Source organism: uncultured Paenalcaligenes sp., from assembly GCF_947630565.1.
In the GTDB taxonomy this organism is placed as follows: domain Bacteria; phylum Pseudomonadota; class Gammaproteobacteria; order Burkholderiales; family Burkholderiaceae_B; genus Paenalcaligenes; species Paenalcaligenes faecalis.
The window spans coordinates 1-22,589 of record NZ_CANRIC010000023.1; the positions used below are offsets into that span (position 1 = coordinate 1).

Below are 22,589 nucleotides of genomic sequence, written 5' to 3' on the forward strand. Positions count from 1 at the left end.
GTATTCCGCCAACACAACTAATCTGTTCCCTTTAATTTATTCTATGAATAAGTACTGGCTAAAAAGGGGGGATTACATCACCAACAAAAAAGCCCTTTAATATAAAAAATTAAAGGGCTTTTTCTTATGTCTCTATGCTATCCAATAGCCAATCACCACCTAACTGGGCTTGGCAGCACTCTAGCCAAGCACGGGCCGCTTGAGATAAATAACGCCCACTCCATAACAACATCACATCCCAACTAAGTGCTACATCCTCACTAATGACCTTGTAAACCAAATCCTCTGGCAAACGAGCGCAAAATGGTTCTGGTAATACGGCGATACCTAAGCCAGCCTGAGCCATTGATATCAACCAATCCCATTGACTGCTTTGTGCATAAATACGTGGTTGAAGTTGTTCTTTTACAAAGCGCTGTCTTAAAAGACGCGTTAATCCAAAATCATCATTCAGCAATAAAAGCGGCTTTTTAGTGACCTGAGAAAGCGTAACAGCCCCTTTGTTGCGAGGCAACAATTCTGGTAGCCCAATAGCATAAACATCATAGCTAGCCACCACTTGATGCTCTAATGGCAAGTACTCATTAACAGGAGCAATGCTAAATCCTACGTCCAACTCATCTTTTGCTACCTGCAGCTCTATGGCTGGTCCAGGGTGCTCGTGAACCTGTAACAAAATACTAGGGTAGCGCTCTCTAAAATTTTTGATTACCTCGGTAAATAACAAATTGATCATAGGGGGAATACCAATGTTAACGCGACCTTGGCTTAAGGCTTGAACCTCGTGCACCTCTTGCTCCAAGCGCAATAATGAGGAGATCAGCTCTCCCCCTCTGTCATACAGCACTTTTCCCGCATCACTAAGTAATAACGGCTTTCCATTACGAATAATGAGTGTTTCACCGATTTGATCCTCTAGGCTACGTACCATTTTACTGACCGTGGATTGGCTCACACCTAAGTATTGTGCAGCTGCAGTAAAACTACTCAACCGTACCGTTTCTACGAAGTATCGTAGGGCAATTACATTAATCATAGCTATAGATGAAATGAATATTATTCAGTTATTTTAGTCATATTCGTAATGATATGCTCGAATCACAGTACAAAAACAAAGTGATAGGAGCAAATCCATGTGGCAACAACGTATTCGTCGAGCTGATTTACATAAAAAAATAATGCCCGCTGAACAAGCGGTGCAATTTATCAAAGCGGGTATGACTGTAGGCATGAGTGGATTTACTCGTGCTGGTGATAGTAAAGCCATTCCTATTGCTCTAGCCGCAAAATCGGCCACACAAGGTCCTTTAAACCTCACCCTCCTCACTGGCGCATCACTGGGCAATAACAGCGATGGTCTGATGGCAGAGTCAGGGGTGTTAGCACGTCGATCACCATTTCAAGTGGATGCGGATATGCGTCGCTCTATTAACGAAGCGAAGGTTTTATTTTATGACCAGCATTTATCTGAGCTAGCTGAGCAATTACGCTCTGAACCCGGTTATCCGATTGATGTGGCGGTTATCGAGGCTGTTGCCATCACAGAAGATGGCCATATTGTACCCAGTACGTCTGTGGGAAACTCAGCAAGTTTTGTAAATCAAGCAAAACAAGTCATTATCGAGCTCAATACAGCAATGCCAGCAGAACTGGAAGGCTTTCATGATGTATATCTGCCTAAAAGACGCCCAGGTCGAGAGCCCATCCCTCTAACTACCGTTGACCAACGCTTAGGCTCTACAGCAATTGCCGTCGATCCAGAGCGTATTGTAGGCATTGTCCTTACAGAGACCCTAGACAGCCCGTCAACGGCGACTCCGCCTGATGTGGAAACACAAGCTATAGCCAAGCACATTGTACGTTTTTTAGAAAATGAAGTCGCTTTGGGTCGGCTCGAAAAATCCCTACTGCCTTTGCAAGTTGGTATCGGCAGTATCGCTAATGCCGTTACACAAGGTCTGGTCGAGTCTGATTTTGAAGACCTCACCATGTACTCAGAGGTATTACAAGACAGTGCTTTTCATTTGCTCGAATCAGGACAATTAAAATTTGCCTCCGCATCATCCATTACGGTGACAGCCCCCATGATGGAGCACTTCTTTAATCACTTAGATCAATTTAGAGATCGAGTGGTGCTACGCCCCCAAGAAATCAGTAATCATCCAGAAGTTGTACGCCGCTTAGGGATTATTGCCATTAATGCTGCCTTAGAATTTGATTTATATGGCAACGTCAACTCAACCCACGTCAGTGGCACCAAAATGATGAATGGAATAGGCGGCTCTGGAGACTTTGCTCGCAACGCCCATCTTTCTATTTTCGTTACTAAATCACTGGCTAAAGGCGGTGCAATTAGTCGTGTCGTCCCTATGGTTTCCCATGTGGATCATTGTGAGCATGATGTGGATATTTTAGTCACAGAGCAAGGCTTAGCTGATTTGCGAGGTTTAGCGCCTAGAGAGCGTGCCGCCTTGGTGATCAAGCATTGTGTGCATCCTGACTACCAAGCAGAGCTGGCTGATTATTTTGCTCGAGCTTGCGCTCGTGGAGGCCATACCCCCCATGTCTTAGAAGAAGCCCTGTTATGGCACCAACGATTTGAAGAGCAAGGTGATATGAGAAAGGCTGAGCTAGCCGTCAATTAGTGACGCATTTATAGGTTTAACACGTTTCCTGTGGTCTATTTGACCGGTCATGCCGTAAAGGCTGACCGGTTTTTTTCGCACTGAGAATCAGAATAAACGTCGATCTAAACGCTGAGCCGCCGCACAACCATCTTCATCACCATTTTCACACGCTTTGCTATACCACTCTATGGCTTGTTTTTTATTTTTAGGCATGCCTTCACCATGCTCATACATAATGCCTAAATTAAACTGGGCCTCGGGATGATCTTGCTGTGCTGCACGTTCAAAAAACTCTTTGGCTTTTGCGTAGCTTTGTTCTACGCCATCGCCCTGCTCATACATCACACCCAATTCAAGCTGCGAATCAGAGTCACCCTTCATGGCCTCAGCCTTCAATTGCTGGAATTCAGCAGATTGAGCCAACACAGGTTGGGCCAATCCCAATGTCAGGGCACACATGATCCCCAATAACACGTTACGCATAAGACAAACCTTTTTTTAAAAAAATCTAGTGTGGATCATACCTGACAGCGAGTAGGGGAATGGGTTAACTTCGTTGAATTTTTACAAAATATTTACAAAAAAGTCATACTGCCAATAAAAAAGCCATACCGCAATTAGCGGTATGGCTTTTGAGTATCGAAATCTACTATGTAATATAAATTACATGTTTTCGATCATTACATTACCAAAGTCAGAACAAGAGACTTGTGTTGCGCCTTCCATTAGGCGAGCAAAGTCATAAGTTACCTTTTTGGATTGAATGGCTTTTTCCATGCTGCTAATAATTAAATCAGCGGCTTCAGTCCACCCCATGTGGCGTAGCATCATTTCAGCAGAAAGGATTAAGGAACCTGGGTTCACATAGTCTTTACCGGCGTATTTTGGTGCTGTGCCGTGAGTGGCTTCGAACATAGCAACAGAATCAGACAAGTTCGCACCAGGAGCAATACCAATACCACCGACTTGGGCAGCTAGCGCATCGGATACGTAGTCACCATTCAGGTTTAGTGTAGCGATAACGTCGTACTCGGCTGGACGTAGCAAGATTTGCTGTAGGAAAGCATCAGCAATAGAATCCTTAACGGTAATTTCTTTACCTGTTTTTGGATTTTTAAATTTGCACCATGGGCCGCCATCAATAAGCTCTGCACCAAATTCAGTCGTAGCTAATTCGTAAGCCCAATCACGGAAACCACCCTCGGTGAATTTCATGATGTTGCCTTTGTGAACAATAGTCACAGAGGAGCGGTCATTATCAATCGCGTATTGAATCGCTTTACGAACTAAACGCTGAGTTCCTTCTTTGGATACGGGTTTTACACCGATACCAGAGGTATTAGGGAAACGGATTTTGTTTACGCCTAATTCGTTTTGTAGGAAATCAATCAGTTTTTTAACGTCAGCAGATTCTGCTTCAAATTCGATACCTGCATAGATGTCTTCGGAGTTTTCACGGAAGATCACCATGTTGGTTTTTTCAGGCTCTTTAACAGGTGAAGGTACACCAGCAAAATAACGCACTGGACGCAAACAAACATATAGGTCTAACTGTTGACGTAGGGCTACGTTCAAGGAACGAATACCACCACCTACCGGTGTAGTCAAAGGACCTTTGATAGATACCACGTAATCTTTAACGGCACCTAGCGTTTCTTCGGGCAACCATACATCAGGACCGTAGACCTGTGTGGATTTTTCGCCTGCGTAAACTTCCATCCAGTGAATCTTTTTATCGCCACCGTACGCTTTTTCCACGGCCGCATCCACTACTTTGATCATGACGGGGGAAATATCTACGCCAGTACCATCACCCTCGATGTAAGGCACGATGGGCTGATTAGGTACGTTTAAAGAAAAGTCGGCATTTACCGTAATTTTTTCGCCCTGAGCAGGGACTTTAATATGCTGATAAGACATGGGTGCTCCAGTAGTGTGAACAGGGAAAGATAAAAACGTATCGCTTTATCTCAGTCGTTAGTCTTATATAAGAGTGTAGCCTAAAACCACCAAAAAAACGAAAGAACTACCGGCTTTTTATATAAGTATTGGCGAAAAGTCCTAGATAGGTCTTTAGCAAGTCAAAGTAAATGCAGATAGACAAGACAAATCCTAGCTTGCCCTCTACCATTACACTATATAAGTCTCACATTGCGGATGAAATTATGTTTAACCCTTCTCGCGAACAAGTACGTCAATTTTTTATCGAAGCTTGGCAAAAATATCGCCAAAAGCAGTTATTGAGCCCATTAGAAAACATGGCCGTCAATCTAGTCCAACAACACCCTGAATACCATGAGTTACTAGAGAACCCAGAGGCAGTGGAACAGGATTTCTCTGTGGAAAAAGGACAAACCAATCCTTTTTTACACTTATCCATGCACTTAGCGATTCAAGAGCAACTCTCTATTAATCAACCACCCGGAATCAAACCCGCCTATGACCGCCTAGTGGCCACTTTAGAGCCCCATGAGGCCTCACATCGTATTATGGAAGCCTTGGGAGAGGTTATTTGGGAAGCCCAACGTCTCAATAAGCCGCTGGATAACGAGCGCTATATTGAGCTTATCCATCGTCACGCTATTGCTTAACTTTTATCTATGACTATGACAAACAGCAACCGTTTTAATGGCACTACTCGCTATGTAGCCACTGATGATTTAAAAATGGCCGTCAATGCTGCTCTCACTTTGCAGCGCCCGTTACTTATCAAAGGCGAACCAGGTACAGGTAAAACGCTTCTAGCCGAAGAGGTTGCCTCAGCCCTAGGCCGTCGCTTGTTGCAATGGCATATTAAATCCACAACTAAAGCGCAACAGGGCTTATACGAATATGATGCCGTATCACGACTACGAGACTCTCAGCTCGGTGATAAGCGTGTCCACGATATTGGTAACTACATTGTCAAAGGTGCTCTCTGGGAAGCCTTTGAGTCCAATGAGCCCACAGTCGTACTGATTGATGAAATAGATAAAGCAGACATTGAGTTCCCCAACGACTTGTTGCGTGAAATTGATAAGATGGAATTCCATGTCTATGAAACTCAACAAACCATCAGCGCTCGCCATCGTCCGCTCATTATCATTACCTCCAATAATGAAAAAGAGCTGCCCGACGCCTTTTTACGCCGCTGCTTTTTTCATTACATCCGCTTTCCTGATGCCGACACACTCAGCGACATCGTGAATGTTCACTTTCCCGACTTAGCCGATGACTTATTACAAGCCGCTCTTAGCAGCTTTTACGCCCTGCGTAATGCGCCAGGTTTAAAGAAAAAGCCCTCCACCTCAGAGCTTCTAGACTGGTTACAGCTTTTACTAAGCCAAGAAGCCACTGCCGACAGTATCCGTGGTGCAGAGCAAGCCACAACCCCCTTAATTGGTGCTTTAATTAAAAACGAACAAGATTTAGCTTTATTAGACCGCATTGCCCGCTACGGACGCTAAAGTCATGATGCTAATCCGTTTTTTTTACTTTTTGCGTCAACAGCAATTACGGGTTTCCATCCAAGAGTTCATCACTCTGATTGAAAGCCTTTGTAGCACGGCGGCCCCTATCTCAATAGATGAGTTTTACTACTTAGCTCGCCTTGTCTTAATTAAAGACGAAAGTCTTTTTGACAAATACGATCGCGCCTTTACGCAATTCTACGGGTTACTCTCTAAGGAAATAGCAGACGGCAATACGATTCCCGCTGATTGGTTGGTCAAAACCTTAGAGCGTCAATTAAGCGATGAGCAAAAAGCAGCCCTAAAAAAACATGATTTAGCGGATTTAATTGAGCTCTTTAAAAAAACCCTAGCGGAACAAAATGAACGCCACGCAGGTGGCAGCAAATGGGTAGGCACTGGCGGGAGCTCTCCCTTTGGTCATGGTGGCTATCATCCACAGGGTATCCGCGTCGGTGGCCCTTCTAAAGGCAATTACACAGGCGTTAAAGTCTGGGAAAAGCGAGAATTTAAAGATTATGATGATCAGGTAGAGCTAGGCACTCGCAACTTTAAAATGGCGCTACGTCGCTTACGCCGCTTTGCCCGTGAAGGAGCTGCCACAGAGTTAGATCTGCCTGAAACCATCCACAGCACAGCGCAACATGCTGGTTTGCTTGATATAAAAATGCGACCTGAAAGACGTAATACTATAAAAGTCCTTATGTTATTAGACGTAGGTGGCAGTATGGATAGTCATATACGTCAGGTCGAAGAGCTATTCTCTGCAGCGCGCAGTGAATTTAAACATTTAGAGGTCTTTTACTTTCATAACTGTCCTTATGAGTGGCTTTGGCCTAGTAATCGTCGTCGTTTTGATGAACGCATTGCAACAACAGAGGTATTAAGTAAATACAATGAAGATTGGCGACTGATTTTTGTGGGTGATGCCACGATGAGCCCCTTTGAAATTACTCATTTAGGCGGATCGGTAGAGCATAACAATACCGAATCAGGTGCTGAATGGTTACAACGCTTTATGGAAAAATGGCCTAAAGCCGTCTGGCTAAACCCCAGTAAACCGGAACGCTGGATGTACCATCAATCCGTCTATCTAGTACGTGAACTCGTCAAGGATCAAATGTACCCAGTCAGCGTACATGGTCTAGAATCAGCTATGTTGCATCTCACAAAATAAACGGCACAAATAGGGATTATTATGTTGTCCGCACTTCAACTCATTACGAAAAAATCCAAACACTTACTGCTAATCGGTACGTTTTTAAGCCCTCAGCTTGTCTACGCCTTGCCTAATGGCGTTCAAAAAATCACTCACGTCGAAGGGGTCACAGAATACCAACTACCGAATGGACTCAAGGTGCTTTTTGCTCCTGATGCATCGCGTCCCAACACCACTGTAAACATGACCTATTTAGTTGGCTCTAGGCATGAGAACTATGGTCAAACAGGCATGGCGCATTTGCTGGAGCATATGTTGTTTCGTGGTACCCCCACCATGCCAAACGCTTTAGGTGAATTCTCTAAACGAGGTCTGGCCGCAAATGGGACGACCTCGGTAGACCGCACAAATTACTACGCTTCATTTGCCGCCAATGCAGACACCCTTAATTGGTATCTAGACTGGCAAGCAGACGTCATGGTGAACGCCACCATTTCTAGGTCTGACTTAGATGCAGAAATGACGGTGGTGCGCAATGAAATGGAGCGAGGTGAAAACAGCCCTTTCCGTGTGCTGATGCAAAAAATGCAAGCCGTTGCTTATCAATGGCATAACTATGGAAAAAGCACCATTGGCGCTCGTAGTGATGTTGAGCAGGTAGATATAGAGCAGTTACGCAAGTTCTATCAACTGTATTACCAACCTGACAATGCCGTTCTTATCGTGAGTGGTCAGTTTGATGAGGAAGCCACGCTAGCTCATATCGCCAAACAATTTAGTGCCATCAATAAGCCTGCTCGCACTTTACCTCCTGAATACACCGAGGAACCCGTTCAGGATGGAGCACGAACTGTCACGGTACGTCGTCAAGGAGGCTCTCCTCTTGTGGCCGCACAATACCATACGCCCGCTAGCGCTGATGCCCAATACACACCGTTAAGTTTAGGGGTCAGTATTTTGGGTGACACCCCATCAGGCTTACTCTACAAAAATCTGGTCGAAAAAAATCTAGCAACCAGTGTGTTTGGTTACGCGCCTGATTTACAACAGCCGGGTTATGCCCTTTTCATGGCCGAGCTCAAAGAGGACATGAACCAAGAGCAAGCCTTAGAGGCGCTAAATCACACCATAGAGAAGCAAAACAATCAAATTACACAAACAGATGTAGACCGTGTTCGTAATCAATGGTTAAACGGATGGTCCCAGACCTTTGCTGACTCGGCCGACTTAGCCTCTGCGCTCTCTGAGAGTGCAGCAAGCGGTGATTGGCGCTTGTTTTTCTGGCAGCGCGACCAAGTAGAAAACGTAGACTTAACTCAAATTCAAGAAGCCCTTAAAACCTGGTTAGTGGCTGATAACCGTACAAATGGCTTATATATCCCTACAGAAAAAACACAGCGCGCACCAAAAGCAACTGCCCCTGATATCGCCACCCTTTTATCAGACTATAAAGGCAAAGAGCTAGCAGCCCAAGCAGAAAGTTTTGAGCCAACGCCCTCTAATTTAGACGAACACACCCAACGCGACCATCTAGAGTTGGACAATCAGCTGGGCACAATTAAACTTGCTTTGCTACCTAAGCCCACTCGGGGTGATCGCGTAGAGGCTCAACTTTCTATTCGCTTTGGTGATCCAGACAATTTAAAAGGCAGCAGCACAATAGGAGCAGCAACTGCTAGCCTCCTAACCCATGGTGGCAAACACATAAGCCGCCAACAAATCGAAGACCGTTTTACTGAGCTGCAATCCAGCGTAAGCTTTAATGGAGGTCCTAATGGACTAGAAGTAGGTATCTCCACCATTGGTCAAAATCTAGCACCAACCATAGAGCTTGCTATGCAGGTCATTAAAGAAGCACGCTTTCCAGAAGCCGAGCTTGAGAAGTACAAGGCGAGACGGATCACTAGCATCAATAATGCCAAAACCGAGCCCTCAGCCGTAGCAAGCCAAACCTTATCTCGTCATTTAAATAACTGGCCTAAAGATGATATTCGCTATGTTCCTACTTTTGACGAAGCCATTGAAAACACGCAATCATTAAGCCAAGCCGATTTATTGGCTTTTCACGAGCGTTTTTACGGTGCAGGTGATGTTCGTTTCAGCGCCACAGGCAGCTTCGACACGGACGCCATTAAAACGGCCCTCAAAAATAGCTTCAAAGACTGGAAACGCGCCCCCGCCTACAAACGCGCAGCAGACCCATTTCGCTCTATTAAGCCGGAGTCCTTTACCTTAAATACACCCGATAAGGCCAATGCGTTTTATATAGAAACCTTGCCATTAAAAATGCAAGATACAGAGGAGGACTTTGTCGCCCTGTATTTAGCTAACTACCTATTAGGGCAATCTGAAACATCACGCTTATGGAACCGTGTGCGAGTAGAAGAAGGACTTTCTTACGATGTGCGTAGCCGCCTGAGCGTTTCGTCTTATGAACCCTCTGCCAGTTGGACTATCTATGCTATTCATGCTCCTGAAAACTCAGAAAAGCTAAAAACAGTGATTAACGAGGAGCTGAATAAAGTTCTGAAAGACGGTTTCAGTCAAGCCGAAATTGATGAAGGCATCCATGCTTTGTTACGCTATCGACAACTAGCTCGTAGTAACGATGCCGTATTAACGTCAACATGGCAAAGCTACTTAGATCTAGACCGTACCTTTGCTTGGTCCGAAAAGGTAGATGAAGCCCTACAGCAACTCAATGCAAAACAGGTAAATCGTGTTGTGAAAAAATACTTAACGATTGATGGTTTTAGCTCTGCGCTAGGGGCAGATCAAAGTAAGCAGCAATAAACCCATAGCTACTAAAGATAGAAGTAAAAAAACCCGCTCTAATAAATATAGAGCGGGTATATTTTTTTTAGTGCCTTTTCTCACGCCATCGAACGCGTTTTTTCGGCTTTAGGAAAAAAAACTTTTCACCTTATCGGTCCAAGACTGACTCTTTGGAGAGTGTTTGTCCCCACCGCCGGATAACGACTCTTCGAACTGACGTAAAATCGTTTTTTGTTCCTCTGACAACCGAACGGGAGTCTCTACCTGAATATGACAATATAAGTCACCTGGGTAACTAGAGCGAACGCCTTTAATACCTTTGCCACGTAGACGGAATACTTTTCCAGCCTGCGTACCCTCTGGTATGGATATCTCACCACGTCCAGTTAGCGTTGGAACCTCGATCTCACCGCCAAGTGCAGCCGTAGTAAAGGGGATTGTTAACTCGCAATGCAGATCATCATCTTCACGTTCAAAGATCCCGTGCTTTTTAAGATGAATTTCCACATAAAGGTCTCCTGGAGGCCCACCGTTCACGCCTGGCTCACCATTGCCTGAAGATCGAATACGCATACCATCATCAATACCAGCAGGAATATTTACTTGTAGTGTTTTGGTTTTACGAACACGACCTACCCCATCACATGAGGTACATGGATCAGTAATTTCTTGGCCTGTGCCATGACATGTGGGACATGTCTGCTGCACACTGAAAAAGCCCTGCTGCATACGCACAGCACCCGCCCCATTACATGTACTACATGTACGAGGTGATGTGCCGGGTTTAGCACCGGAGCCTTTACACGAATCACAGTTTTCCCAGCTAGGAACACGAATTTCAGTTTCATATCCTGTAGCGGCTTGCTCTAGGCTAATTTCTAAGGAGTAACGCAAGTCTGCGCCTCGTTGAACACGAGGTCCACCACCGCCACCACCTCGACGACCACCGCCGAAGATATCACCGAAAATATCACCAAAAGCATCTGCAAAGTCACCACCGCCCATGCCGCCGCCACCCATGCCACCCATTCCATTTGGATCGACACCGGCATGGCCATAACGGTCATAGGCTGCGCGCTTGTCTTCGTCATACAAGATCTCGTAGGCCTCTTTGACCTCTTTAAACTTGTCCTCAGCCTCTTTGCTATCCGGATTTCGATCCGGATGATATTTCATTGCTAGTTTGCGATAGGCTTTGCGAATATCATCTTTTGATGCATTCTTTGCCAGACCTAGCACTTCATAAAAGTCACGTTTTGCCATATAGACTGTAAGCGTTAAAACGCTATCCTAGTAAACAAGAATGCCCGATCTCTGGGAGATCCAGAAACCGGGCTTGTGCATTAATAAGCTATCTGCAAATTACTGATCGCGTTTAACTTCTTTGAAGTCTGCGTCAACAACGTTGTCATCTGCAGGTTGCGCCTCGGCTTCAGCACCTGGCTGCCCTTGCTGCGCTTGCATATCTGCATAAATTTTCTCACCTAGCTTTTGAGCAGCAGTTGTCAGAGCCTCTGTTTTGCTGTCAATGGCGTCTTTATCATCGCCTTTAAGTGCTTCTTCGAGTTCAGTCATCGCTGTTTCGATGGCTTCTTTTTCAGCTGCCTCTAGTTTGTCACCGTATTCTTCTAGGGACTTACGAGTGGAGTGAACAAGGGCCTCACCTTGGTTGCGAGCTGTTGCAATCTCGGCAATACGACGGTCTTCTTCGGCGTGAGCCTCAGCATCGGCCATCATGCGTTGTACTTCTTCCTCGGACAAACCGGAGCTAGCTTTAATCGTGATTTTGTTTTCTTTACCTGTGCCTTTATCTTTTGCAGACACATTCAAGATCCCGTTTGCATCAATATCGAAAGTGACTTCGATTTGAGGCTCACCACGACGTGAAGGTGGAATACCCTCTAGGTTGAACTCGCCTAATGCTTTGTTACCAGCAGCAATTTCTCGTTCGCCTTGGAATACCTTAATCGTCACCGCAGGTTGGTTATCATCTGCAGTAGAGAAAACCTGTGAGTGACGCGTTGGAATTGTCGTGTTTTTCTGAATCATTTTGGTCATAACACCACCCAAGGTCTCAATACCTAAGGATAGGGGCGTTACGTCCAATAGCAACACGTCAGAACGGTCACCTGACAACACAGAACCTTGAATGGCGGCACCACTGGCAACGGCTTCGTCAGGGTTAATGTCACGACGTGGCTCACGACCAAAGAACTCTTTGACTTTCTCTTGGACTTTAGGCATGCGAGTCATACCACCGACCAAAATCACGTCATCAATATCACCCGTTTTTACACCCGCGTCTTCGAGAGCAGTGCGACAAGGAGCTAAGGAGCGCTCGATTAAGTCAGCAACCAAAGACTCAAGCTTGGCACGTGTAATTTTCAGGTTCAAGTGTTTAGGACCGGAAGCATCTGCCGTAATGTAAGGCAGGTTGATTTCGGTTTGAGTTGTGGAGGACAGCTCAATTTTTGCTTTTTCAGCGGCTTCTTTTAGGCGCTGAAGAGCCAACACGTCTTTAGATAAATCAGCACCGCTCTCTTTTTTGAACTCGGCAATGATGTAATCAATAATAGACTGGTCAAAGTCCTCGCCACCCAAGAACGTATCACCGTTTGTGGATAACACCTCGAATTGTTTTTCGCCATCAATATCAGCAATTTCAATGATGGATACGTCAAAAGTACCACCACCTAAGTCATACACGGCAATTTTGCTATCGCCTTTTGCTGCTTTATCTAAACCAAAAGCCAATGCAGCGGCAGTTGGTTCGTTAATGATGCGTTTAACCTCTAGGCCAGCAATACGACCGGCGTCTTTGGTTGCCTGACGCTGGCTATCATTAAAGTAAGCAGGGACCGTAATAACCGCCTCTGTGACTTCCTCGCCTAAGTAGTCTTCAGCTGTTTTTTTCATTTTACGTAAAATGTCAGCGGAGACTTGCTGGGGAGCTAAGGCTTTGCCTTGGGCTTCGACCCATGCGTCATTGTTATCAGCCTTAACGATTTTGTAAGGCATTTTTTCGATGTCTTGCTGTACGGCTTTCTCGTCAAAACGACGACCGATTAAGCGTTTTACAGCAAAAATTGTGTTAGCAGGATTCGTTACAGCTTGACGTTTAGCTGGAGCCCCAACTAAGACCTCACCGTCTTCCATGTATGCAACAATGGAAGGGGTAGTACGTGTACCCTCGGCGTTTTCGATAATGCGAATTTGATCGCCTTCTTGAACAGATACACAGCTGTTAGTTGTACCTAAGTCAATACCAATAATTTTGCCCATTTTTTCTTCCTAGCCTGTATTTGAATTTGCAGTTAACTGCAACAAATTAATTAGTTAATACATATATGGGGTAAGGTTTTTCTTTTTCAAGCCCCATTCATAACAAAATAATTAGCCTGCTGACACCATGACTAAAGCAGGTCGCAATACACGATCTGATAAGGCATAGCCTTTTTGCAATAGTTGTGCCACCGAGTCCTTGGCCTGCTCGGAAGGAATAGCTGAAATAGCTTGATGTACATGAGGGTCAAACTTATCACCCGCAGCTGGGGCGATTTCGACTAATTTATGACGCTCAAATGCACTATTTAATTGACGCAGTGTGGTTTCCACCCCTTCGCTCAGGACCTCTAGACTTTGATCTGGCTGTGCCAAAGCGGCCTCTAAACTATCACGAACGGGAATTAAGCTTTCGGCAAAGCTTTCGACGGCAAACTTACGCGCCTTTGCCACATCTTCGGAGGCACGACGACGAATGTTTTCGACTTCGGCTTTGGCGCGCAATAACTGATCGTGGTATTCCGCAACTTTGTTTTGAGCCTCGGTTAACTCAGCCTCTAAATTCGTGTCTTCAGCAAACTGAATGGTCTCGTTGTCTGCATCATTAAGCACTGAGTCTTCGTTTTCCATAGGCGTGTTTTGTTGCTCTAGGCCGGCTGATTCTAGGGTGCTATCTTGCGGTTGCTTTGGTGCGGACATAAAGTTCTCCACGTTAAATACAAAAAATAATTCAATAGAAATAAAGATGGGGGCTAATGCCCCCACTTCAAGTACTACTTTTTATTTTTTAATACCGTCGCACTAAAACTGATTCTGAATACGGCGGTAAGCCTGCGCTAATGACACGTTAGTGTGCATCACTGATTCCGAGAAGTCCTTGGCTGACTGAGGCACCGTATCTAAGGTACTAAGGTCTGTTTCACCCATTACAACCGTTGCAGAAGGCAAGTAGAAACGCTCTGGAATATCATGGCCATCAACCACACAGTTATGACGCACCACAGCAGAATCACCTACTGTGCAGTTAAATAGCACAGAGTTAAAACCAATAAAAACATGGCTGCCTACCACGCAAGGACCATGCACAATAGAGCGGTGAGCAATAGAAGTATGCTCGCCAATTGTTACTGCTGCACCGTCTTTAGAGTGAATGACCACCCCATCTTGAATGTTGGAATTAGCCCCAATAACAATAGGCTCTAAATGACCATTCTCATCCAATTCATCTGCACGAATGACGGCATATGGCCCAATAAAAACGTGGGCTCCTACCTCAATACGCCCACACAACACAGCGGTAGGGTCAACAAAAGCAGTTTCGTGTACTACCGGGTAATCACCCCGGGGATTTTTTCTAAGCATCAGATCATTCCTGAACAAAAGACCGCTGTTACTAAACGAAGGAATTTATTCCTATTAGCAACACGGACAAACAGTTTTATTTTAGGCTAATTTTCTACGCTGCCAAGGTTCCAACCACTTAAATTTTGCAACACAATGTCGCACAGACCTTGAATCCAAGCCGCGTCATCATTTAGACAGGGTATATACGCAAAGCTTTTCCCACCATCCTCTAGGAAAGCATCACGACACTCTTGTTGAATTTCCTCTAGTGTTTCTAAACAATCGGCTAAAAAACCAGGGCACACTACATGGACAGACTCTACGCCTTCTTTGGCCCACTGACGCAATGTGGGCTCCGTATAGGGTTCTAACCAACGCTCTGCCCCAAAACGACTTTGAAAGCTTGCAAAAACAGGGACGTTTTCCTCTGAAAGCGCCTCTCGTATAGCGGCGGCAGTCAACATACATTCACGATAATACGGATCCCCAGCCTCGACTGTGCGACGAGGAATACCATGAAAACTTAATAGCAAACGTTGTGGCTTAGGTCCTGTTTGCCATTGATGCAAAATACGTTGCACTATAGGTTGAATATAACCGATGTGCTGACAATAGCTTTTAATAAAACGCGTTTCCGGTTGATTACGTCTTTTTTGCAAATATCGATTGAGCTCATCGACTGCTGTGGCTGTGGTACTAGCGGCATATTGTGGATAAAGCGGAACCATTAGGATCCGCTCACAACCAAGGGCGGTTAGCTCATTGAGCACATCATGCATCGCGGGCTGCCCGTAACGCATTGCTAAACGCACAGGGATATCCATCCCTTTAGCAGCCAACTGCTGCTGCAAGCCTTCGGCTTGAGCCTTGCTGTATACCAATAATGGCGAGCCTTGTTCAGTCCAGATAGATTGGTATTTCGCTACGAGCTTACGTGGTCTAAAAGGTAAAACAAACCCACGTAAAATAATCTGCCACAAGGCAGCCGGTAGCTCTACCACACGCTGATCTGAAAGGAATTCGCCTAGATAACGGCGAATATCACGCGCTGAGGCGGTGTTTGGCGTACCCAAATTAACTAAGAGCACCCCAACACGAGGGGTAGGCACGGTTCGGATCTGAGGATCTAGCAAACTGCTGTCCGCAGTTTCATCATAGTATTTTTTTGAGCACATAATAATAAAATTTAGGCGTTATAACTGAGGGCATTCGACAACATACGTGCCGTAATATCCACAATCGGAATGACTTTATCGTAAGCCATACGTGATGGGCCAATCACACCCAAAGTACCGAGCACTTGTCCATCCACACCATAAGGGGCGGTCACTACCGAGACCTCATCTAACGGCACAAGATTAGAGTCACCTCCAATATAAATCTGTACGCCTTGGGCCTTACGGGAAACATCCAATAAGTGCAACCAGTCCGTTTTTTTCTCAAAAAGATCAAACAGATGACGCAACTTATCCATATCAGCCACCATTTCTGAGACACTCAACAGTTTACTTTCCCCTGAAATGACAACGGCATCGGCATAATCAGGCTCTGTGGCTCCGGCCTCTACGGCAGCCTGCATTAGTTTAGAGATGTTGTGCTGCAATGAGGATAGCTCCCCAGATAAGGCATGCCTAACCTGAGCAAAAGACATACCAGAAAAATGCTGATTAAAGAAATTACTGGCCTCTATTAGCTCCAACTCATTGTAATCACGCGATACAAACAAGATACGATTTTGCACATCTCCGCTAGGAGTGACGATAATCAACAACACACGTTTTTCAGATAAGCGTATAAAATCAATTTGCTTAAATGTCTGGGCCCGTTTAGGGGCTAACACAACCCCTGCAAACTGAGACAAATTAGACAGTAAATCAGCGGCACAAGACACCGCCTTAGCTGGCTCGTACATGGGCAACTGCTGCGTCAAATTAGCATCCAGTGGAAACTCATGCTGTTGAACAGCTAAAAGACGATCGGCAAAAATTCTATAACCTTGTGGCGTAGGAATACGTCCAGCAGAGGTATGGGGGCTATGTATTAACCCCAAACCCTCAAGATCCGCCATGACATTACGAATGGTTGCCGGAGATAGGTCAAACATTTTAGAGAGAGTTCTAGACCCCACAGGCTGACCATCAGCGATATAACGCTCGATCAGGACGTTTAATAATGCACTTGCTCTATCATCCATGGCTTTTAATATATAGGACTAACGATTCGTTACTGATTACTTGCGCAACATAAAAATATTTGCGCCTCTATAATTCTATCTAATTATTATCTAACAAATCATAAGGTCTCACCTCATGCATTTTAAGTCGGTGGCAATTATTGGCCGCTATCAAGATAGCGGGTTAGACGCACCCTTACGTGCGCTCGCTACAACACTTCAACAAGTTGGCTGTCAGGTGCTTGTAGAGGCAGATACAGCTCGGTTCTCTGGTATTACAGAGCTACCTACTCTTAGCTATGAGGAAATTGGCACTCAGGCTGATTTAGCTGTCATTATGGGCGGTGATGGCACCATGATCGGAGCAGCCCGTAAGCTCGCCAACTACGATGTCCCCTTAATTGGTATTAACCATGGTCGCTTAGGCTTTATTACAGACATCCCACTAAATAATGCTAACGAGGCATTGCTTAGTGTTATTGCCGGTAACTATCAGGCAGAAGAACGCAGCTTACTTGAGGGCCGCATTGTACGTGATGGCCAAATACTCCATTCTGGTATTGCGCTCAATGACATTGTAATCAACCGCGCTGGGCGTGGAGGCCTGATTGAGCTGCGGGTCGAACTAGACGGTATTTTTATGCATCGTCAACGAGCTGATGGGGTTATTGTATCAACTCCTACTGGCTCAACGGCCTATGCATTAGCCGCTAATGGCCCTTTATTACATCCTAGTTTAAATGCTCTGCTCTTGGTTCCGGTTGCCCCGCAAACGCTATCCAATCGCCCTGTTGTCGTACCTGATAGCAGCACTCTTAGCCTTACCATCACAACACTAGGTCGAGTCGAAACCGGGGCCAGTGTTCATTTTGATATGCAAGCGTGGTCGGACTGTCAGGCTGGTGATCGTATTGATATTCGCCGTGCTCAGCATACCGTGCGCTTTATTCATCCCGAAGGCTATAGCTTTTTCTCTACCTTACGGCAAAAATTAGATTGGAACCGTATGCCCGCAGACGAAAACGAGTAATTCACCATGCTACGATCATTACATCTACGCGACTTTGTTATTGTGGATCAAAACCACATCGAGTTTGATACTGGTTTCACTGTTTTCTCTGGTGAAACGGGTGCAGGTAAATCCATTTTAATTGATGCCTTGTCCTTAGCCTTAGGTGGACGTGGCGATGCAAGTGTCGTACGCCAACAATCCGAACGCGCCGAAATCATAGCAACCTTTGAGCCCGACGCTCTTGTGTTAGCGTGGTTAAAGGAGCATGACATTGCTATAGATGACGACGAACTCATTTTACGACGAGTCATTGATGCCCAAGGTCGTAGCCGAGCCTATATCAACGGCAGTCCCTCTACCGCTGCCCAGCTAAAAGAATTAGGCGCGATGTTGATTGATATTCATGGCCAACATGCTCACCAAAGCCTACTCAACCCACAAAGTCATTACGCTATTTTAGATACGCAAGGTCAACACATAGCCCTTAGCCATCAAGTTACCCAAGCATGGCAGCAATGGCAAAAAGCCCAAGCCTCTTATGACAATGCCCAACACAGCGCACAAGCCAATGCCCAAGAGCTAGAGCTGCTGGATTGGCAAATTCAACAGCTTTCTGATTTAGGCTTAGGTGCTGGTGACTGGGAAAATTTAACTCAAGAACATCAGCGCCTAGCTCATGCTCAATCGCTACTTGATAGCGCGGGTCGCAGCCTACACTTGCTAGAAAATGATGAAAGTGGTGCTATCGCCGTTTTACATGCCGCTTTGTCTAGTTTGCAATCTGTATTAAGTCACGACCCGAATCTGCTGAATATTTATCAAACACTAGAATCTGCGCAGATCGCCTGTGCAGAAAGCATCTCAGACTTAAACAGCTACTTGACTGATGTAGAGCTAGACCCAGAACGTTTAGCTCATATTGATCACATGATGTCAGTTGCTTTTAACTTAGCTCGCAAACATAAATGCGAGCCCGAAGACCTGCCTGCGCGATTAGAGCAGCTGCTGGAACGACAGCAGCAACTACAACAATCGGTTGACTCTGCTGCTTTACTTGCTGCTGTAGAAAAAGCCCATAAATCATATAACGGGCTTGCTGAGCAACTGAGCCAAGCTCGTTTAGTCATCAGTCAAAACCTAAGCAAACAAGTCACTCAGGCCATGCAACAGCTCTCCATGCAAGGAGGACAGTTTGTCGTTCAACTTAATCCTGCGGAACCTAGCGCACACGGTAATGAAAAAGTAGAGTTTTTAGTGGCGGGCCATGCTGGGGTCGCCCCATCTGCATTAGCAAAGGTTGCATCTGGAGGTGAGCTGGCACGGATTTCACTCGCTTTATCTGTGATTGCGAGTCAAGCTGCACGCGTCCCTACCCTGATATTTGATGAGGTAGACAGCGGTATCGGTGGTGCCATTGCCGAGGTAGTAGGACGCCTGCTACATGAACTAGGACAACGCCACCAAGTGCTCTGCGTGACTCACCTACCCCAAGTTGCGGCCTGTGGGGACAACCACTTTCTGGTTAGCAAAGCCTCTAATGGCAGCCAAACCGTATCCAAAATACAACACTTAACCGTTGATCAACGCATTGAAGAAATATCACGAATGTTAGGAGGCATCGAAATTACGGCCACTACTCGTGAACACGCCAAAGAAATGCTGAAGGTGAATCATTAAATTCACCACACACTAAAAAAGGGCCTATGGCCCTTTTTTAGTGATTAACGCATTTTACCGCGTGTATTTGATTTAGTATTATCAACGCATTCTTTACAAATACCATAAAGAACTAAGGTATGACTTTCCAGTTCAAAGCCAAGCTTGTCTGCTATGTCGTACTGAAGTTTTTCAATCTCGGGATCAGAAAACTCAACAACCTTAGCGCAGTTAGTGCAAATAAAGTGGTCATGATGGTCGCCATCATTTAGTTCAAAAACCGCTTTTCCACCATCAAATTGGCTACGCATCAAAATACCGGCTTGCTCAAACTGAGTCAGCACGCGGTACACTGTTGCTAAGCCAATATCAACGTCTTCGGCTATCAATAGGCGATAGACGTCTTCGGCGCTAAGGTGGCGCATTTCATCGGTTTCGTCATGACGACGGAATACATCTAGAATCTTTAGGCGCGGAAATGTCGCCTTAAGCCCCATGTTTTTCAGTTCATTTTGGTCTTTCATGGCTAGAATTATATCTCTGATAGGGGTAAGGCTCGTTGCCCGCACTGCATAATGCAGACGGATTTCGAGGTAAATTAACAATGCACACGATGCGCATTTCTATAAACCCTTATATGATAACGATTTTATCCTAACAGGGGCACGGTAAAGCAATGATCGCAAAAAAATACTCCTCTCTATTGCGTGTAGGCCTGATCGCAGGTATGACCGCATTGACCCTAAGTGCTTGTAGCGGTAGCAAATGGGGCTTTCCTTACAAGGCACCGATCCAACAAGGCAACTGGCTCACCACCTCTCAGGTTGAACGACTAGAGATTGGCATGACCCGCGAGCAGGTCCGCTTTTTACTCGGCACCCCTACCTTACAGGATGTGTTTCACAGCGACCGCTGGGAATACCCTTACTATCATAAACCCGGCTCCGGTAAAGAGGAGTTACGAACCTTTACCGTCTGGTTCGATGGTGATCTACTCGTTCGTTGGCAGGGCGATGTACAACCTAATCGCCAGCCCTTTGAACAGTCTGACTCTGGCTCAAACTCAATCCAAAAACCAGTAGAGTCTCCCGCTAATAGCGCTATTCCTATGGCGGTAGAGCCTGCTGGCAGCGTTAGAATGGATGCCGAGCCTTTACGCTAATATAAATAGCACTCATTTATTACTCTCTTTTTAAGCAATAAAGGAATCACTATGCGTATTGCAATTGCAGGCGCCAATGGTCGTATGGGCCGTATGTTAATTGAAGCCGTATTAAACAGTGGCGATATGCAATTAGCTGTGGCACTCGATCATACTGGGGCCGCCTCCATTGGCCATGATGCAGGGGCTTTTCTGGGCAAAGATACCGGCATCATTATTACCGATGACTTAAATCAGCTCTCTCAAGCCGACTGCTTAATCGATTTTACTCGCCCTGCTGGCACCCTGAGCCACCTACAAGCATGTGTTGCCAATAACTGTAAACTAATTATTGGTACAACCGGTTTTAGTGATGAGGAAAAAGCGCTGATTGCCGCAGCAGGAGAAAAAATCGCAGTCGTTTTTGCTCCTAACATGAGCGTAGGCGTAAATGTCGCATTGCGTCTAATCGAAATGGCAGCAAAAATGATGAATCAAGGTTTTGACGCTGAGGTCTTTGAGGCCCATCATCGCAATAAAGTCGATGCTCCATCAGGTACTGCCCTTGCCATGGGAGAGGCCGTGGCTAAAGCATGGGACGTGAAACTAGACGAGGTCGCCGATTGGACTCGTTATGGTGAAACAGGTGCACGAGAAGACGGACGCATTGGTTTTTCTGTAGTGCGTGGTGGCGATATTATTGGCGATCACACCGTATTTTTCTGCGGTGACGGTGAGCGCATCGAGATCACCCACCGCTCTAGCAATCGGACTACCTATGCCCAAGGTAGCTTACGCGCGGCCCGATTTCTAAAAAACAAAGATAAAGGCTTATTTAGCATGCATGACGTCTTAGACAGCTAATTTTCGCCCAGCTTCACAAAAAAGCGCAGCTAATACAGCCGCGCTTTTTTATTGGCAGAACAAACCCTGATGCTACTGCACCGCTATAGGCTCCTGCTCTAAGAGCACGTCAAATTTCTGTTTTATATCACGCTTTAGCATCTCAACGAGAGCCCTAACCTCTGTAGACGTGGCTCCCCCATAATTCACCAACACTAAGGCTTGATTTTTATGCATCCCCACAGGTCCTAGCTGTTTTCCTTTCCAACCTGCTTGTTCAATCAACCAACCTGCCGCCAATTTATACTGGTCCTCGCCATAGGGATAAGCCACCAGTGAGGGGTAGCTCTGTAATAGCACTTGATACTGTCGAGCACTCACAATGGGATTTTTAAAAAAACTCCCAGCATTGGGTAAAACGGCAGGAGCTGGCAGCTTACGCTGCCGAATCTGCACAACGGCATTAAAAATAGCAAGAGCGGTGGGCTCACCCTGTAAGTCAGGATGAGAGCTGAGGTCGGGATAACGCATTACAGGCTGCCATGTCGACTTTTTTTGTAATCTAAACTGCACTGCTGTAATCAAATAACGACCAGGCAGACTACGCTTAAAAACACTGTCTCTATAAGAGAACTGACAGGCAGCAGAATTAAAAACACACATTTTAGCTTGTGCTACATCCCACACTTGCACCTGCTCAATAAGCTGGTCTACCTCTATACCGTACGCACCTATATTTTGAACGGGTGCTGCTCCGACCGTTCCCGGAATTAACGCTAGATTCTCTAAGCCCAACCAACCTTGGGCTAAACAGTACTGCACAAAACCATGCCAGTTCTCTCCGGCTTGAGCCTCAATCAGCACTTGATCTGTCGTCTCAGAAATAATCCGAATGCCTTTGGTCTGTACCTTAATAACAAGCGCATCGATATAATTTGCCAACACCATATTGCTGCCTCCGCCCAACACCCAACGGCGAGCCGCCGCCTCCATTAAAGGCTGTAACTCTGGTAGCTGATCTACATGATCTAAACAGACCAGTTGCTTTGCAACGGAAGGCAAGGACAACGTATTAGCAGATGCTAAGTGGTAATCTTGATATAACTGCACTCTTATTCTCTATTATGA

At 45.7% G+C, this 22,589-nt stretch carries 20 protein-coding genes; 9 read left to right on the top strand and 11 right to left on the bottom strand.

Going from position 1 to position 22,589, the window contains the following annotated elements:
* Nucleotides 1-124 precede the first annotated feature (124 nt).
* Nucleotides 125-1,036: a LysR family transcriptional regulator gene (locus Q0Z62_RS06040; RefSeq protein WP_298052138.1), complete on the bottom strand. Its 912-nt coding sequence runs from the start codon at nt 1,034-1,036 to the stop codon at nt 125-127.
* Between the two features lie 97 nt (nt 1,037-1,133).
* On the opposite strand from Q0Z62_RS06040, the gene Q0Z62_RS06045 reads away from it, so the two are divergent.
* Nucleotides 1,134-2,645: a succinate CoA transferase gene (locus Q0Z62_RS06045; RefSeq protein ID WP_298052141.1), complete on the top strand. Its 1,512-nt coding sequence runs from the start codon at nt 1,134-1,136 to the stop codon at nt 2,643-2,645.
* Between the two features lie 87 nt (nt 2,646-2,732).
* On the opposite strand, the gene Q0Z62_RS06050 is transcribed toward Q0Z62_RS06045, so the two are convergent.
* The gene (locus tag Q0Z62_RS06050; protein ID WP_298052146.1) at nt 2,733-3,110 is read right to left on the bottom strand and encodes a tetratricopeptide repeat protein; all 378 of its coding nucleotides are present in this window, start codon (nt 3,108-3,110) and stop codon (nt 2,733-2,735) included.
* Nucleotides 3,111-3,290: 180 nt separating this feature from the next.
* Nucleotides 3,291-4,547 (bottom strand): NADP-dependent isocitrate dehydrogenase, encoded by a 1,257-nt coding sequence (icd, locus tag Q0Z62_RS06055; protein WP_298052150.1) that lies wholly within the window; start codon nt 4,545-4,547, stop codon nt 3,291-3,293.
* A gap of 245 nt (nt 4,548-4,792) precedes the next feature.
* Between icd and Q0Z62_RS06060 the strand changes: the two genes are divergently transcribed.
* From Q0Z62_RS06060 to Q0Z62_RS06075, 4 genes are read left to right on the top strand one after another with little or no spacing between them, the layout of a single operon-like run.
* Nucleotides 4,793-5,218: a DUF1841 family protein gene (locus Q0Z62_RS06060; protein WP_269901447.1), complete on the top strand. Its 426-nt coding sequence runs from the start codon at nt 4,793-4,795 to the stop codon at nt 5,216-5,218.
* 15 nt (nt 5,219-5,233) lie between these two features.
* Complete coding sequence (locus Q0Z62_RS06065) at nt 5,234-6,073, top strand: MoxR family ATPase (protein ID WP_298052252.1); 840 nt, start codon at nt 5,234-5,236, stop codon at nt 6,071-6,073.
* 7 nt (nt 6,074-6,080) lie between these two features.
* Entirely contained in the window at nt 6,081-7,253 is a 1,173-nt protein-coding gene (locus Q0Z62_RS06070) for a VWA domain-containing protein (RefSeq protein ID WP_298052255.1), read from the top strand.
* A gap of 21 nt (nt 7,254-7,274) precedes the next feature.
* The gene (locus tag Q0Z62_RS06075; protein WP_298052156.1) at nt 7,275-10,028 is read left to right on the top strand and encodes a pitrilysin family protein; all 2,754 of its coding nucleotides are present in this window, start codon (nt 7,275-7,277) and stop codon (nt 10,026-10,028) included.
* A 108-nt stretch (nt 10,029-10,136) separates the two neighbouring features.
* On the opposite strand, the gene dnaJ is transcribed toward Q0Z62_RS06075, so the two are convergent.
* The 6 genes from dnaJ to hrcA all read right to left on the bottom strand — a co-directional run bounded on the left by dnaJ (nt 10,137) and on the right by hrcA (nt 16,830).
* The gene (gene dnaJ, locus Q0Z62_RS06080) at nt 10,137-11,273 is read right to left on the bottom strand and encodes a molecular chaperone DnaJ (RefSeq protein WP_298052159.1); all 1,137 of its coding nucleotides are present in this window, start codon (nt 11,271-11,273) and stop codon (nt 10,137-10,139) included.
* Nucleotides 11,274-11,372: 99 nt separating this feature from the next.
* Complete coding sequence (dnaK, locus tag Q0Z62_RS06085) at nt 11,373-13,292, bottom strand: molecular chaperone DnaK (RefSeq protein ID WP_298052163.1); 1,920 nt, start codon at nt 13,290-13,292, stop codon at nt 11,373-11,375.
* 111 nt (nt 13,293-13,403) lie between these two features.
* Nucleotides 13,404-13,991 (bottom strand): nucleotide exchange factor GrpE, encoded by a 588-nt coding sequence (gene grpE / locus Q0Z62_RS06090; RefSeq protein WP_298052214.1) that lies wholly within the window; start codon nt 13,989-13,991, stop codon nt 13,404-13,406.
* A 102-nt stretch (nt 13,992-14,093) separates the two neighbouring features.
* Nucleotides 14,094-14,654 (bottom strand): carbonate dehydratase, encoded by a 561-nt coding sequence (locus Q0Z62_RS06095; protein WP_269901441.1) that lies wholly within the window; start codon nt 14,652-14,654, stop codon nt 14,094-14,096.
* A gap of 86 nt (nt 14,655-14,740) precedes the next feature.
* Nucleotides 14,741-15,769: a ferrochelatase gene (hemH, locus tag Q0Z62_RS06100; RefSeq protein ID WP_298052219.1), complete on the bottom strand. Its 1,029-nt coding sequence runs from the start codon at nt 15,767-15,769 to the stop codon at nt 14,741-14,743.
* 53 nt (nt 15,770-15,822) lie between these two features.
* A complete protein-coding gene (hrcA, locus tag Q0Z62_RS06105; protein ID WP_298052222.1) occupies nt 15,823-16,830 on the bottom strand; it encodes a heat-inducible transcriptional repressor HrcA in 1,008 nt (335 codons plus the stop codon).
* 115 nt (nt 16,831-16,945) lie between these two features.
* Between hrcA and Q0Z62_RS06110 the strand changes: the two genes are divergently transcribed.
* Nucleotides 16,946-17,839 (top strand): NAD kinase, encoded by an 894-nt coding sequence (locus Q0Z62_RS06110; protein ID WP_269901438.1) that lies wholly within the window; start codon nt 16,946-16,948, stop codon nt 17,837-17,839.
* Nucleotides 17,840-17,845: 6 nt separating this feature from the next.
* Nucleotides 17,846-19,498 (top strand): DNA repair protein RecN, encoded by a 1,653-nt coding sequence (recN, locus tag Q0Z62_RS06115; protein ID WP_298052226.1) that lies wholly within the window; start codon nt 17,846-17,848, stop codon nt 19,496-19,498.
* Between the two features lie 44 nt (nt 19,499-19,542).
* Here the strand turns inward: recN and fur are convergent, their stop codons facing one another.
* Nucleotides 19,543-20,001 (bottom strand): ferric iron uptake transcriptional regulator, encoded by a 459-nt coding sequence (fur, locus tag Q0Z62_RS06120; protein ID WP_298052229.1) that lies wholly within the window; start codon nt 19,999-20,001, stop codon nt 19,543-19,545.
* A gap of 152 nt (nt 20,002-20,153) precedes the next feature.
* Between fur and Q0Z62_RS06125 the strand changes: the two genes are divergently transcribed.
* Both Q0Z62_RS06125 and dapB read left to right on the top strand, forming a co-directional pair.
* Nucleotides 20,154-20,639 (top strand): outer membrane protein assembly factor BamE, encoded by a 486-nt coding sequence (locus Q0Z62_RS06125; protein ID WP_298052232.1) that lies wholly within the window; start codon nt 20,154-20,156, stop codon nt 20,637-20,639.
* 51 nt (nt 20,640-20,690) lie between these two features.
* Nucleotides 20,691-21,482, top strand: coding sequence for a 4-hydroxy-tetrahydrodipicolinate reductase (gene dapB / locus Q0Z62_RS06130; RefSeq protein ID WP_269901434.1), 792 nt, complete (start codon nt 20,691-20,693; stop codon nt 21,480-21,482).
* Between the two features lie 72 nt (nt 21,483-21,554).
* Here the strand turns inward: dapB and murB are convergent, their stop codons facing one another.
* Complete coding sequence (gene murB, locus Q0Z62_RS06135; protein WP_298052237.1) at nt 21,555-22,571, bottom strand: UDP-N-acetylmuramate dehydrogenase; 1,017 nt, start codon at nt 22,569-22,571, stop codon at nt 21,555-21,557.
* Between the last annotated feature and the right edge of the window lie 18 nt (nt 22,572-22,589).

What these genes read in the sequence shown, in the direction of transcription:
- Q0Z62_RS06065 (WP_298052252.1), top strand. Translation starts at nt 5,234, where the DNA reads ATGACAAACAGCAACCGTTTTAATGGCACTACTCGCTATGTAGCCACT.
- Q0Z62_RS06095 (WP_269901441.1), bottom strand. Translation starts at nt 14,654, where the DNA reads ATGCTTAGAAAAAATCCCCGGGGTGATTACCCGGTAGTACACGAAACT.
- fur (WP_298052229.1), bottom strand. Translation starts at nt 20,001, where the DNA reads ATGAAAGACCAAAATGAACTGAAAAACATGGGGCTTAAGGCGACATTT.
- icd (WP_298052150.1), bottom strand. Translation starts at nt 4,547, where the DNA reads ATGTCTTATCAGCATATTAAAGTCCCTGCTCAGGGCGAAAAAATTACG.
- Q0Z62_RS06125 (WP_298052232.1), top strand. Translation starts at nt 20,154, where the DNA reads ATGATCGCAAAAAAATACTCCTCTCTATTGCGTGTAGGCCTGATCGCA.
- Q0Z62_RS06040 (WP_298052138.1), bottom strand. Translation starts at nt 1,036, where the DNA reads ATGATTAATGTAATTGCCCTACGATACTTCGTAGAAACGGTACGGTTG.
- grpE (WP_298052214.1), bottom strand. Translation starts at nt 13,991, where the DNA reads ATGTCCGCACCAAAGCAACCGCAAGATAGCACCCTAGAATCAGCCGGC.
- recN (WP_298052226.1), top strand. Translation starts at nt 17,846, where the DNA reads ATGCTACGATCATTACATCTACGCGACTTTGTTATTGTGGATCAAAAC.
- Q0Z62_RS06045 (WP_298052141.1), top strand. Translation starts at nt 1,134, where the DNA reads ATGTGGCAACAACGTATTCGTCGAGCTGATTTACATAAAAAAATAATG.
- Q0Z62_RS06050 (WP_298052146.1), bottom strand. Translation starts at nt 3,110, where the DNA reads ATGCGTAACGTGTTATTGGGGATCATGTGTGCCCTGACATTGGGATTG.
- Q0Z62_RS06075 (WP_298052156.1), top strand. Translation starts at nt 7,275, where the DNA reads ATGTTGTCCGCACTTCAACTCATTACGAAAAAATCCAAACACTTACTG.
- Q0Z62_RS06110 (WP_269901438.1), top strand. Translation starts at nt 16,946, where the DNA reads ATGCATTTTAAGTCGGTGGCAATTATTGGCCGCTATCAAGATAGCGGG.
- dnaJ (WP_298052159.1), bottom strand. Translation starts at nt 11,273, where the DNA reads ATGGCAAAACGTGACTTTTATGAAGTGCTAGGTCTGGCAAAGAATGCA.
- hrcA (WP_298052222.1), bottom strand. Translation starts at nt 16,830, where the DNA reads ATGGATGATAGAGCAAGTGCATTATTAAACGTCCTGATCGAGCGTTAT.
- dapB (WP_269901434.1), top strand. Translation starts at nt 20,691, where the DNA reads ATGCGTATTGCAATTGCAGGCGCCAATGGTCGTATGGGCCGTATGTTA.
- Q0Z62_RS06070 (WP_298052255.1), top strand. Translation starts at nt 6,081, where the DNA reads ATGCTAATCCGTTTTTTTTACTTTTTGCGTCAACAGCAATTACGGGTT.
- Q0Z62_RS06060 (WP_269901447.1), top strand. Translation starts at nt 4,793, where the DNA reads ATGTTTAACCCTTCTCGCGAACAAGTACGTCAATTTTTTATCGAAGCT.
- dnaK (WP_298052163.1), bottom strand. Translation starts at nt 13,292, where the DNA reads ATGGGCAAAATTATTGGTATTGACTTAGGTACAACTAACAGCTGTGTA.